This is a genomic window from Brevibacillus sp. HB2.2 (genome assembly GCF_013284275.1).
Classification (GTDB): Bacteria; Bacillota; Bacilli; order Brevibacillales; family Brevibacillaceae; genus Brevibacillus; species Brevibacillus brevis_D.
Genome location: NZ_JABSUV010000038.1, coordinates 13,536 through 26,795 on the forward strand (window position 1 = coordinate 13,536; position 13,260 = coordinate 26,795).

At 46.4% G+C, this 13,260-nt stretch carries 12 protein-coding genes and 1 pseudogene; 9 read left to right on the forward strand and 4 right to left on the reverse strand.

What is annotated here, in order from left to right; translation table 11 throughout:
* The first annotated feature begins 118 nt into the window (after positions 1–118).
* Positions 119–1,498: an amino acid permease gene (locus tag HP401_RS23080; protein WP_173606673.1), complete on the forward strand. Its 1,380-nt coding sequence runs from the start codon at positions 119–121 to the stop codon at positions 1,496–1,498.
* Between the two features lie 189 nt (positions 1,499–1,687).
* On the forward strand, positions 1,688–2,212 hold the full coding sequence (locus tag HP401_RS23085) for a DUF420 domain-containing protein (RefSeq protein ID WP_012684056.1): 525 nt from the start codon (positions 1,688–1,690) through the stop codon (positions 2,210–2,212).
* Between the two features lie 69 nt (positions 2,213–2,281).
* Here the strand turns inward: HP401_RS23085 and HP401_RS23090 are convergent, their stop codons facing one another.
* Positions 2,282–2,599, reverse strand: a complete 318-nt coding sequence (locus tag HP401_RS23090) for a hypothetical protein (protein WP_064203329.1) — start codon at positions 2,597–2,599, stop codon at positions 2,282–2,284.
* Between the two features lie 142 nt (positions 2,600–2,741).
* On the reverse strand, positions 2,742–3,668 hold the full coding sequence (mphJ, locus tag HP401_RS23095; RefSeq protein ID WP_173606674.1) for a macrolide 2'-phosphotransferase MphJ: 927 nt from the start codon (positions 3,666–3,668) through the stop codon (positions 2,742–2,744).
* 225 nt (positions 3,669–3,893) lie between these two features.
* Here mphJ and HP401_RS23100 point away from each other — a divergent pair.
* The 3 genes and pseudogenes from HP401_RS23100 (at position 3,894) to HP401_RS23110 (ending at position 7,611) form a co-directional block, all read left to right on the forward strand.
* Positions 3,894–4,655 (forward strand): annotated as a pseudogene (locus tag HP401_RS23100) (exodeoxyribonuclease III).
* A gap of 168 nt (positions 4,656–4,823) precedes the next feature.
* Complete coding sequence (locus HP401_RS23105; RefSeq protein WP_173606675.1) at positions 4,824–6,143, forward strand: hemolysin family protein; 1,320 nt, start codon at positions 4,824–4,826, stop codon at positions 6,141–6,143.
* Between the two features lie 277 nt (positions 6,144–6,420).
* Positions 6,421–7,611, forward strand: coding sequence for a collagen-like triple helix repeat-containing protein (locus tag HP401_RS23110; RefSeq protein ID WP_254457154.1), 1,191 nt, complete (start codon positions 6,421–6,423; stop codon positions 7,609–7,611).
* A gap of 99 nt (positions 7,612–7,710) precedes the next feature.
* Here the strand turns inward: HP401_RS23110 and HP401_RS23115 are convergent, their stop codons facing one another.
* Positions 7,711–8,262, reverse strand: a complete 552-nt coding sequence (locus HP401_RS23115) for a dihydrofolate reductase family protein (RefSeq protein WP_173606676.1) — start codon at positions 8,260–8,262, stop codon at positions 7,711–7,713.
* A 120-nt stretch (positions 8,263–8,382) separates the two neighbouring features.
* Between HP401_RS23115 and HP401_RS23120 the strand changes: the two genes are divergently transcribed.
* On the forward strand, positions 8,383–9,984 hold the full coding sequence (locus tag HP401_RS23120; RefSeq protein WP_173606677.1) for a HEAT repeat domain-containing protein: 1,602 nt from the start codon (positions 8,383–8,385) through the stop codon (positions 9,982–9,984).
* Between the two features lie 43 nt (positions 9,985–10,027).
* Here HP401_RS23120 and HP401_RS23125 read toward each other — a convergent pair whose 3' ends face one another.
* A complete protein-coding gene (locus HP401_RS23125) occupies positions 10,028–11,038 on the reverse strand; it encodes an alpha/beta fold hydrolase (RefSeq protein ID WP_173606678.1) in 1,011 nt (336 codons plus the stop codon).
* 94 nt (positions 11,039–11,132) lie between these two features.
* Between HP401_RS23125 and HP401_RS23130 the strand changes: the two genes are divergently transcribed.
* The 3 genes from HP401_RS23130 to HP401_RS23140 all read left to right on the forward strand — a co-directional run bounded on the left by HP401_RS23130 (position 11,133) and on the right by HP401_RS23140 (position 13,251).
* Complete coding sequence (locus tag HP401_RS23130) at positions 11,133–11,936, forward strand: MerR family transcriptional regulator (protein ID WP_173606679.1); 804 nt, start codon at positions 11,133–11,135, stop codon at positions 11,934–11,936.
* A 135-nt stretch (positions 11,937–12,071) separates the two neighbouring features.
* A complete protein-coding gene (locus HP401_RS23135; protein WP_173606680.1) occupies positions 12,072–12,851 on the forward strand; it encodes a cyclase family protein in 780 nt (259 codons plus the stop codon).
* 10 nt (positions 12,852–12,861) lie between these two features.
* On the forward strand, positions 12,862–13,251 hold the full coding sequence (locus tag HP401_RS23140; protein ID WP_254457155.1) for a hypothetical protein: 390 nt from the start codon (positions 12,862–12,864) through the stop codon (positions 13,249–13,251).
* Positions 13,252–13,260 lie beyond the last annotated feature (9 nt).

The window sequence follows — 13,260 nt, forward strand, 5'->3', positions numbered from 1 at the left end:
AGGAATGCTTGATAAGAAGTGAAGAGATATGTAAGGGGCCGTTTTTCAATCAATAAAACGAGAATGACTAGAAGCTATCCGAAATACCGCCAACAGCAGAGAGGAAGAGGAAGCTTACGTGGGAAACAAGGAACTGAAGAGAGGCTTGGAAGCCCGTCATATTCAGATGATTGCTTTGGGCGGTACGATTGGTGTTGGGCTATTTATGGGGTCTGCCAGCACGATCAAATGGACAGGACCATCCGTCATGCTAGCTTATGCAATTGTAGGAATTTTTATTTTTTTCATCATGCGTGCAATGGGTGAAATGCTGTATTTGGAACCAAGTACTGGTTCATTCGCAACCTTTGGGCATAAGTATATTCATCCGATAGCAGGTTATATAACGGCTTGGAGTAACTGGTTCCAGTGGGTCGTTGTCGGGATGGCAGAGATCATTGCTGTCGGGACGTATATGAAGTACTGGTTCCCAGATTTGCCGGCTTGGGTACCTGGTATTATTGCCATGGTGATACTCGGTGTAGCGAACCTGGTTTCTGTGAAGTCATTTGGTGAATTTGAGTTTTGGTTCGCCATGATCAAGATTGTAACGATCGTTTTGATGATTTTTGCAGGGATTGGTTTGATTTTCTTTGGTATTGGAAATGGTGGAAACGCAATCGGCTTATCGAATCTGTGGGAAAATGGCGGGTTCTTTACGGGCGGTTGGACAGGCTTTTTCTTTGCCCTCTCCTTGGTGATTGGGGCGTATCAAGGTGTCGAGCTCATCGGGATTACAGCAGGGGAAGCAAAAGACCCGAAAAAAACATTAAGAAGTGCGATTCAAAATATCATTTGGCGCATTTTGATTTTCTATATTGGTGCGATTTTTGTTATTGTAACCGTTTACCCTTGGGATCAATTGCAGGCAATCGGTAGTCCGTTCGTTGCTACCTTTGCGAAAATTGGTATTACCGCAGCGGCAGGTCTCATTAACTTTGTCGTGATCACTGCTGCCATGTCTGGCTGTAATAGCGGGATTTATAGTGCAGGGCGTATGCTTTATACCTTAGGTGTAAATGGCCAAGCGCCGAAAGTTTTTACCAAACTATCTTCGAATGGTGTGCCGCTGTTAGGTACGATTGGTGTTCTGATCGGCCTCGGTATTGGGGTTATCTTAAGCTATATTGCCCCAGAAAATCTCTTCGTGTACGTGTACAGTGCGAGTGTGCTACCTGGTATGGTTCCGTGGTTTGTCATTTTGATCAGTCAAATCAGATTCCGAAAAGCAAAGGGTGCTGAAATGGACAACCATCCATTCAAAATGCCTTTTGCCCCAGTGTCCAACTATTTGACCATTGCTTTTCTCATCATGGTACTCATCGGGATGTGGATCAATGATGAGACACGCGTCTCCCTGATTGCCGGGATTGTCTTCTTGGCGATTGTGGTCATTAGCTTCTTTACACTCGGAATAAACAAGGCAGTACCGCTGGACGAGCAATCAAACAAGAAATAACGAAAGGGGGCCAACATTTGTTGGTCCTCTTTTTTGTTCATCAAATCGCCTTTGTACGGCATACCTACTTCGTTTATCATTAGGATGACTGGACTGGTTAACCGTTTGCGGCAGCCAATGTCCGGGCTCGTCAATGGGTAGACTAAAGCGGGATACTCATTCATGATCTGAGAAAAAAGGAGCATAAGAATGAAACAACGCAACTATACACCGATTATCGTTATTCTCACCATAGCGATTAACACGCTTGTCGCCATCTTGTACTTCATGCCGAAAAACAATGATTTCAGCCATCTCGACTTGACGTTTCTGCCGTTTTTTAATGCGGTCATGAACAGTTTTACCTTTATATTTTTGATTGCCGCGCTTGTTTCCATCGTGAAGTTCAAAAACATAAAGATGCACCGGGGATATATTTTTGCAGCCTTCTCTACAACAGCTCTCTTCTTGGTTTCGTATGTGATCTACCACGGAATGGCACCTAGTACTTCCTACGGGGGAGAGGGAATTCTGCGTCCGATTTATTACTTCATCTTGATTACACATATTCTGTTGTCGGTAATCATCGTTCCATTTGCGCTGATTACGACTGCACGTGGACTCAACATGAAGGTGGAAAAGCATAAAAAAATCGCCCGCTGGACGATGCCGATGTGGCTGTATGTCAGTGCGACGGGTGTCATTGTTTACCTCATGATTTCTCCTTACTATTAAGCAAAAAAAGAGCATTAGCTGCTGAAGCTAACGCTCTTTTTTATGGTCGAAGCCTTGTTACGGTTCCACTTACCAATCCCAGTGGCTTTGTTTGATTCCGAGATTTACGGCGAGTACGGAAGCAATCGGTTGCTTGATGGGGGCAAGTGAATTTGCCGTGCAGCTGGATTCTGGCTGATAATTCAATTCCTGCGCTTTTCGAATATCGGCTTCGGCTAGATTGTTCGTTTTGTTGGCTTGCTCATAACAGGGCGGTGAAATATACCTCTTGTTCGTGTGCTCCAATATGACCCGTGTATCAGGTGAAGGTTCTGCCTCAACAGGAATGGAAAGCACGCCTGCAACTACGACTACAGCACCAATGCCAATAAGAAGTCCGCGTTTCATCCTATTCACTCCATCTATTTAGTAAAGGATTGTCCAAATGAGCCGATTCATTGTAACACCTTACTTCCAAGTGGGAAATGGCTCCATGTAGCTATTTACATAAAAAACCACCGCCTCCAATATGGGACGGTGGTTGGTTCATCTAGGAAGTGATCTCTATGCCGTTTTCGTCGACACCCAGAGCTTGTCGTGCCATGATCTTGAACTCTTCCAGCCCTGATTTCAATGCGAAGGTGGCAAGAGTGACGGGATACGCAGACGTCATTTCGACGATATGCTCATGCATACGTGACCATACACGGCCTCCTGCTTTCTCATACCGTTGGATGAAATCGGCCAAGCCAGTATCTCCGAACAACAGGTAAACGACCGTGAAATCAATAGCAGGGTCAGAGACTTCTGCCTCCGTCCAATCCAGGAACCCTGTTACCTTGCCGTTTTCAGCAACCAGGATATGCCCCGGATGGAGGTCACCATGCACAAGTGCAGAGTGAGCAGGCCAGAATGTCTCATCTGCAAGCCATTTTTGCCATCGATCCCATAGCGCCCCAGAAACGCCAAAGACGCGTTTGATTTCATTCATCTTTTCTCGAAGGCTTGCTCGTGCTTGGCTAGACTGCTTGACGCGGATACCAGCATCTCGAGCGAGATCATGATGAATACCGTGTAATTCCACCAATGCTTCCGCCCACGTTTGGATGCACAGTTCAGGTAGGGATTCGGGATTCAAATACCAGTCATAATTTTTGGTTTCCATATTGATCGTCGCCATCGGTGTGCCACCGAGAATCGGATAAGCGATGAATTCAGAGGTGTGAACCTGCCAATCCGGTACTTCGACACGCAGATGTTTTGCAACGAGATCTAGCACCCTTTTCTCATAACGGGCTGTCTCCACAACATCGTCCCGGCGCGGTTGGCGCAATACCCATGGAACACCATCTATCGTACTCGCAAAAATCGCAAGAAAATCCAAGCCGGATTCATTTACTTTCACGGTAGTGGGGTCTACTAGGATTCCGTTATTTTTCGCGAGTGCAAGCATGTGCTCTACATTGTTTTTTGACATAACAAAAACACCTCATTCATGAATAGTTAAAATCAATCAAACAAAAATAAACCCATACCATTCCGTTTTTCAAAATGGTTGAGCCTACATAGGGTATTGTCGATTTTAACGAAGTCTCATGAATGCGATGCCCATTGCAATGTCCATCATCGGAACCTCCTATAATTGAAAACAAAGATAGTGTACCATGGAATCTAACGAATAGCGACGAGGAGATTAGCGATGATGAAATTGATTTCTTGGAATGTAAATGGACTTCGCGCATGCGTGAACAAGGGTTTTTACGAGTACTTTTAGGAAGCGAATGCCGATATATTTTGCTTGCAGGAAACGAAGCTGCAAGAAGGTCAAATCGAGATGGAGATCGGCGAGGCGTATCATCAATATTGGAACTACGCAGAGAAAAAGGGTTATTCCGGAACGGCTGTTTTTACAAAAATGGAACCATTATCTGTACGTTACGGCTTGGAAGAAGATCATGAGCCTGAGGGACGAGTCATTACGTTGGAGTTCCAAGATTTCTACTTGGTCACCGTATATACCCCGAATGCGAAGCGTGATTTGTCGAGATTGGATTATCGGCTGGAATGGGAGGATCGGTTTCGGAACTACTTATTGCAGCTGGATGGGAAGAAGCCCGTGGTGGTTTGTGGGGATCTGAATGTCGCGCATCAAGAGATTGATTTGAAAAATGCGAAGTCCAATCGCGGTAATTCCGGGTTTACTCTTGAAGAGCGTGAGAAGATGACAAGCTTGCTGGCAGCTGGGTTTGTGGATACCTATCGATATTTTTATCCGGATCAAACAGATGCCTATACGTGGTGGTCTTTCATGCCGAAAGTAAGAGAGCGGAATATCGGGTGGCGTATTGATTATTTTCTCGCGTCTGAGAGATTGGCTCCGTCGTTGCTCAGGGCGGGAATTGACTCACAGGTGATGGGAAGCGATCATTGTCCGGTCGTGTTGGAGCTGGGGACGATCGAGTGAGTATGTTATACCAGTAGTTAGTAATTGTGAGGGTGAGAGACCTGAAATAGCAAAACTGCCTATAACCAAACAATGAAGACGAAATCGGATATAAGCGAATGTTGATGTGAAAGGAAGGAGTTTCGTACAATGAAAACCTAAGACTTCTAATGAAGAGGGGATAGGCTATTGCTAACCATGAATTTGTTACTAATTGCTTTTCTGATTTTTGCTACTGCTTTTTTTGTGGCAACTGAATTCGCAATTGTAAAGCTTCGCCCAAGCCGTGTAGACCAACTGGTCATGGAAGGGAGAAAGAATGCTCTTGCTGTTCAGAAAGTAGTTAGTAACCTGGATGGATATTTGTCAGCGTGTCAGTTGGGAATCACGTTGACAGCCATTGGCTTGGGGGTTTTGGGGAAACCGACGATTGAGAGTATCATTAGCCCATTTCTTACGCCGTATTTACCCGAACAAGTCGTTGCAGTTCTGTCGTTTGTGATTGCTTACTCGCTCGTTACGTTTCTCCATGTGGTTGTCGGGGAACTGGCACCGAAAACAGTGGCGATCCAAAAGGCAGAAGCGGTTAGCTTACTTTGTGCGAAACCCATTATTTGGTTCTATAAATTGATGTACCCTGCGATCTGGGTGCTGAATGGCTCGGCTGCTCTACTTGTGCGTTCATTTGGTATGAAACCGACCAAGGGGCACGAAGAAAGTCACTCAGAAGAAGAGCTGCGAATCATTCTGACGGAAAGCTATGAGAGCGGAAAAATTAATCAGTCTGAGTATGGATACGTGAGCAATATCTTTGCTTTTGACGAGATGCTGGCTCGGGAGATTATGGTCCCGCGAACAGATATGAGCTGCTTGCACAAGGAATATACCCTTGAGCAAAACCTGCGAATCATGAAAGAAGAGCAATATACCCGTTTCCCGGTTATATCGCAAAACAAAGATCATATTATCGGGATGATTAACACGAAAGAGTTCTTTCTGAATTATGCCGATGATCCAAACTTGGATTTTTCCAAGCTCATCCGACCGTTTTTAATGGTTTCAGAGGCGACTCCTGTAAAAGACCTTTTGAAAAAAATGCAAAAACAAAGAACACATATCGCTATCCTGATTGACGAGTATGGCGGTACCTCCGGAATGGTGACGATCGAAGATATTTTGGAGGAAATTGTAGGGGAGATCCGTGATGAGTTCGACGCGGAGGAAAAAGCCGAGATCGAAATCGTGGAAAAGAATAGCCATGTGATCGTGGACGGAAAGGTACTTCTCTCCGAGGTTAACGACTTGCTTAACGCGAATATTAATGAAGAAGAACTCGATACCATCGGGGGCTGGCTATACAGTCAAAATCCGACGCTCAAAGAAGGTATCCAATGGCAATACGATGATCTCGTCTTTACAATCAGAAAGAAAGACAAGCATCGCATACGGAAAATTGAAATTCAAAAAGCAGCAGAAGTTCCAGCTCGAGAGCTGCAGGATGTAACGTAATGAAAAGATGGGGAATTCCATGAAGGGGAATTCTCCATCTTTTTTCTTTTGTCTGGAGTGGTAAGAGATACGACATACAACGAATGAGCATAACATGAATAGTTTATAAAATCGCAAACTAGGCGATTACAAATGGATAAGGTGCAAACAACATGGTCTGAAAAAGGATGATGATCCTTACGATAAAAATTTTTCGGAAGGAGAGAGCGAAAATTAACGATAAGCGGGCTAACGCATTCAATAAGAAGATATTGCCACTGATATTCCCTCCCCACGGTTGTCCGGCATTTTCCCAGGACCGACGTTAGACCCACCTGATCCGCCTGACCCGCCTGATCCTCCAGGAGTGACGGGAGCCACAGGTGCGACAGGATCAACGGGTGCGACTGGGGCGACTGGGGCCACAGGGCCAACGGGAGTGACAGGGGCAACTGGAGCAGCTGGCGGAGACACTGGGGCTACAGGAGCTACTGGAGCGACGGGCCAAACAGGGGTAGCTGGAGCTACAGGAGCGACGGGTCAAACAGGTGAACCGGGTGTAGGTGTAGCTGGAGCTACAGGAGCGACGGGTCAAACAGGTGAAACGGGTGTAGCTGGAGCTACAGGAGCGACGGGTCAAACAGGCGAAACAGGGCTAGCTGGAACTACAGGAGCGACGGGTCAAACCGGGGAAACGGGGCTAGCTGGAGCTACGGGAGCGACGGGTCAAACAGGCGAAACGGGTGTAACTGGAGCTACAGGAGCGACCGGTCAAACCGGGGAAACAGGAGTAACTGGAGTTACAGGAGCTACGGGTCAAACAGGTGAAACGGGGCTAGCTGGAGCTACAGGAGCGACGGGTCAAACAGGCGAAACGGGGCTAGCTGGAACTACAGGAGCTACGGGTCAAACAGGCGAAACGGGGCTAGCTGGAGCCACAGGAGCCACCGGCCCAACGGAAGCTACCGGAACAGCAGGTACAGCCGGAGTCACTGGCGCAACGGGAGCTACCGGAACAGCAGGAACAGCAGGAGCCACCGGCCCAACGGGAGCTACTGGAACAGCAGGAACAGCGGGAGCCACCGGCCCAACAGGTTCTCTCCAACAATTCCATGTATCCCAGAACACTCCAAATACTGTAGGAAGTTCGGCCATCCCGTTGACTACTGTTGCAACAACGCTTAAAACGATCACAATGACAGGAGTAGCAGCTGGCAACACGGTTTGGTTAACGGGGGTCGTCGGCTGGGAATCTACCGCGGGGACTACGAGCGTCCAACTGCAAATTTTACGTGGAGCTACTATAATCTTTAGCATTAATCATCATTCAGCTGGAAATAACACATTTGAAGCAACGAGTATAAACCACGTTGATTTAACGCCTGGAACGGGGAACGTCACGTATTCATTAGTCGCACTAACGAATGACGGGACTGCCAATGCTATCGGTGCTATCACTTTAACGGGAGCTTTGCTAGCTACCACATAGCACTGATAACGGAGGTACCGAAGAATATTAGCTTGTTAATTTCAAAAAAGAAACGGGGCCGATTGATGTGGTCCCGTTTCTCTTATTCATTTTGCGAAATTATAGATAAACAATGTTGTAAGTAGGCTTCGTAACACCGTTCGCGTACTGTTTCATGTCCACCAACTCGAGTTTGAGACGTGGCTTCGCACTTCCAAATAGCTGGACACCTTCACCGACCATCACCGGATTCACTTTCAGCACTAATTGATCAATCAGTTGATGTGCCAGTAACGCTCCTGCCAATACACCGCCCCCACACAGCCATAGCTTGCCGTTTTCTTGCTGTTTGAGATTCTTGATAAATTCGATGGCATCGCCTTTGACCAGCTCAACTTCTACATTGGATTCAAACTGCATGGAGTTTGAGAAAATATAATGCTTGATTCCCTTATAGCCTGGCTCACCCGGCTTGGCACCAAATTTGAACCCAAACTCGTAGGTTTTGGCGCCCATCAGCACAGCATCATATTCCTGAATTTCAGATAAAAAGTCGGGTACATGTTCTCCCTCAAATAAAAAGAGTGTGCTGTCGATATTTCCGTCCATCATGGCTTGATCGGCAATGAAATTGTCTAACGATACGGCAACATGATAAATTAATGAGGCCATTTGGAAATCCCTCCTTTTTTCTCCACTTCATTTTATGTGAAACGATTTAGGGCTTGCACGCATTTTATTTGAGCACTTATTTGATACAGTCTGATTCATTAGATAAAGAGGAGGATCGACATGAAGCAATTGACGCCGAAAGAACAAGGGCTTCTTGAGGAACTGTATAGATCGGACGAAAGAAAAGTAGAAATTCTCCACTCCTTGGGCAAGATGGGCAGCATGATCACTCTGACCTTTCTATTACCATTTGCCTTGGAAAAAGGAGAAGAAGTACGAAAAGCAGCGCTTGCGGCTGTCCATCAAATAGCCTCACGCCTGCGTAAACAAGATTTCATTGGCTTGGATCAATACATACGGAGATTGACCCCTTATTCAAATAGTAACCAGTTGGCAGCGTGGCATGAATTGTTGCCGGAGGATATCCGGAACTTTTCGATAAACGATGAGGCAGACCTTAGCTTCATCGGAATTTGCAGCTTTCATCGAAATGGATATGTAAGGGAAGCAGCCATTGAAGTGTTGTTAAAACAGGTTACGGGTGCGGAGGTTCCCTTTTTGTTAATCCGCTTGAATGATTGGCAGCCCAAAATGCGTTATCTGGCGTTTAAGGCGTGCAAGGTGAAATTCCGTCCCAATTATGTGAAACACTTTCTCGAATCGATTTTCTTGTTGAAGCATTTGTCCGCCTACTATAGCCGTGAAAAGTTCTCCGATTTCCTAGAGGAGATCGACGCAATGTTTCGTCATCCAGATAACCGGGACGTGTTACGCAGTGGTTTTCGCTCAAAAGACCCGGTTGTCCGGCGATTTTGCTTTGATTTGGCACTCAACCTACATGATGTCGATCCAGATGAGGTCATTGCAGCGGCTTTGAATCAGAAGGATGCCATGATCAGGCTCCAGACGGTTAGGCATATGTGCAAACAGGACGACAATGAGCGTCTGCGAAAATGGCTGGATCGAATTCGACGTGACGTTTTTCCTTCGATTCGCCAACTAGCCCTACAAGCTTATGTGGATCGCTTTCCTGAGGAATCGACCGACGCGTTGCTTGCGGCTCTGCTTGATGGACATAAATCCATCCGTGAAATGGCCCGATTTTATTTGAGGGACAAGAAGATCGATCTCGTTGCCTTCTATCGGGGAAAATTGATAGATGCCGAGGAGCAGGTGATACCAATAGCGATTGTGGGAGTAGGGGAAACGGGTGTGAAAGAAGATGATCAATCAATTCTCCCGTTTTTGCACCATGAAAATGAACGAATACAAAGAGCAGCCGTGAAGGCACTCGCTATGCTGAATCCGGATGATCACATTGAAGCTTTTATCCGCGCGCTACAAACCAATAAACGAAGCGCATCCCGTGAAGCAAGACAAATACTAGCGGATCGAGTAGAGCTTCGTCATACGGATATTCTCTGGGAGATGCTTGAAAAAGATGTGGGCCTTCATGTGAAGAAAAACATTCTCTTCTTATTTTCGAAGATGAACAAGGCGGACAGTATTTCATTATTATTACGGGCATGTGCTGTGCAGGAAAAACAAATACGCGATGATGCAATCCTGTATGTCGAGCATTGGCTGAATGGATATAATAGAAGGTTCTATTTGCGATTAAAGGATGAACAGTGTGAAAAGATTAGCCATACTCTTGAAGCAGTTCGAAAGTTTCTGCCGGAGGATATAGCTGAATCCGTCGAGTCACTCCTGGCAAAATGATAAGGAAGGGGCACCATTAGAGGTGTCCCTCTACTTCGTATTTTCAGTTCGTTCGCAACAGTTCTTTTAACGTGTTATCAATAAAAGCGGTATCGGCAGGGTTAAGCCCAAACCCAGCCAAGTGTCCCCAGATTGATTCAATTGGCTTAAAGGTAGCGTTAGGGATGTGCTTCGTCTCATATTCACTGTCTTCTGGCGTGAAATACAAATCAGTCCGTACAGGCATCACAACCGTTCGTGCCTGGATGCTTCGTAACGCTGTCTCAAAGTCTCCCTTGTACCTATCATTTTGGCTAATGTCGGCATGCTGCCACGTCCACATCATCGCCAGCAAGTCATTTGCATCCGAAGGAACAAAGCTCTCCTCCCAAAAACCCGAGATAAATTCGGAAAGTGTCTCATAGCCCAAAGCTTTATAGCATTCCTCTCGGTAAAATGGCTGTGAAAACCCCCAACTCGCATAAACGCGACCCAAGGTACGTAAGCCCACCTCGGGAGGCGCAGTATACTGCCCGTTATTCCAAGCTACATCGGCTTGCAATGCTGCTCGGATGCCTTCGATCAAGACGATGTTATGTGGCCATGTTTTTGCGGTTCCGGCAAAAGGAGCCAATCTTTCGACCATATCTGGGTAGAGCGCCGCCCAATGAAAAGCCTGGATGGCCCCCATCGACCAGCCAGTAGCCAGCGCAATTTTTTTGATGCCAAATCTCTCCGTAATGAGTCGATGCTGAAGTGCGACATTATCGTAGATCGTAACATGTGGAAAATGGGACTGATCATACGGGCTTGCCGTGTTGCTCGGGGAGGACGATAGCCCGTTGCCGAGCATGTTGGGAATGATGATAAAATATTGATTCGGGTTCAAAGCCTTATCTTCCCCGATAAGCCATTCGTTTTGGTAATGCTGGTCTCCAAACGATGTAGGAAATATAATGACGTTATCCTTGGCTGCGTTGAGCGTGCCGTACGTTTTGTAAGCAATAAATGCATGGGGTAGTGTCACTCCTGACTGCAAGCAAACATCCCCCAAGTGAAAAATGTCGTAATCCATTTCGCATTGCTCCTTTTCTAAGCATGATTTTTTTTAAACTATAAACGTTCCTGTACAGGGGAAAGTCAAGGGGACGATAGAGTGGGGTTTTTCCATGTTTAAGATCAGTGAATTCTCCCGATTGAGCAGAGTGTCCCTAAAAACGCTTCGTTTTTATGACCAAATTGGCATTTTAAAGCCAGCGGATATCGATAAAGAGACTGGCTATCGGTTTTATGCAGCAGAGCAATTGGTTACGCTCAATCGAATCCTCATGTACAAGGACTTGGGATTTACGCTGCAACAAATTCAGCAATTATTGCATGAAGAGATGTCCATAGACCAACTACAGGGCATATTCAGGCAAAAAGAAAGGGAGATGGAACGGCTTCTTGAGGAGGAGCAAGCACGATTGAATCGAATCAAGGAGCGTTTGCTATCGATTGAGCAAAAGGGTTACGTAGAACAAGAGGTTGTCTTTAAACAAGTCGAAGCCCAAAAAGTTGTTTCGTTCCGTTCAGAAGGGACGGTGGAAGAGATTCCGATGCTTTTTGATCGGCTGGCTCATTATGCAGGCAAGCAGCGGAGAAGGATGCTTTCCTCCATCGTTTTATGGAAGGAGTCGGAGAGAGACGAGACGGCATTCGAATTAGAGATCGGCTATGTACTCAAACAGGACATTGCCTTGCCATCCGACATGCTGGAAATACGTATGCTGCCAGAGGAACCGATGATGGCCACCCTGGTCCAACGTGTAGAGCCATTCGTTCCTTCTACGGCCTGTATTGACTTGGCAAAATGGATAGAGCGCAATCAATACCGGATCAAAAAAAATCAGCCCGGCAGAGAAAACTATCTGCAATCCCCGCATGGGGGCGATACGTATGTAGAAGTACAAATTCCCATTGAATCCCCATGAAGAAGGCCAGTACCTGTATAGACGATGGGTACTGGCCTTTTGCTATGTTCATTTGACGCTGATGGAAAGCAGGTAGTACAGTAAGGTTGATTGAAAATACAGAAAACTCAAAGGGAGAAAGAAGGGAATCCTGCTATGAATAGAAAAGCACGTCGGTTCATTGATCTGAGTGTGCCTCTTGATCGTCTGGCAAAAGAACCGTTCCCACCTGAGATTCAATACCATAGTCATGAAGAAGGGGCTGTCCAAGCCGCCCAGTATTTCGGATTGCAGCCAACGGATTTTCCCGAGCAGAAGGCTTGGGCGAGTGAAACAGTGACACTCACGACACATACAGGAACACATGTCGATGCACCATGGCATTACTGGCCTACTTCAGAGGGAGAGCCAGCGAAAACGATTGATCAATTGCCGTTGGAGTGGTTCTACGGAGATGGTGTCCTGCTTGACTTTAGTGAAAAGCCGTCTGGCTATGAAATTACGATGAAGGATGTAAAACAGAAGCTCGCCCAAATTGAATACGAACTGAAACCGTTCGATATTGTTCTGATCAGGACGGACGCGGATAAACGATACTATGAAGCGCACTATTTTCAATCACATGCGGGAGTATCCGCCGAAGCGACACATTGGTTGATCGATCAAGGAATCAAGGTCATGGGAACCGATGGGTGGGGATGGGATATCCCGTTTTCCGTTCAAGCCGCTGAATATAAACAAAATCCGCGCGATGGCGTTTTATGGGCGGCTCACTATGTGGGAAAAGAGAAGGAGTATTGCCAAATTGAAAAGCTGGCGAACTTGGAGCAATTGCCGAGGCCCTACGGGTTTACCGTTTCTGTGTTCCCTGTAAAAGTGAAGGGAGCAAGTGCGGGATGGGCGCGTCCTGTTGCTATTTTTGAAGAAGAGGAGTAGTTGCATGGGCATGAACAAGCGAGCGAAAGTTCTATTCCTCCTATTCTTCTTGGGTTTTTGTTTCATCATGATCGCGAATGTTTCTCTGATCGGGTATCCTGCATTACCATTCGACTCCAAGTCCAAAAGAGAAGTGACGGAGCTGTTGGGCGAAAACACGGGAACCATCGTCAAATTGACAACGGAGGAAAACGTCGATTGGTATGGGTATGGGCCGCAAGCAAATCAAGCTACAGCGGCAGAAGCGATGAAACGAGCGGTGACAGAAAAAGGCTGGACGTTTATCCAACAAGATGGGGCCGGATACTTTTTTGAACGGGGGAAAGAGAAGCTGATCATTACCTCACAAATGTGGACGGGCAACTATGTACTCTTTCGAATCCCCAAAGGTGTTCTATAGAGAGACCAG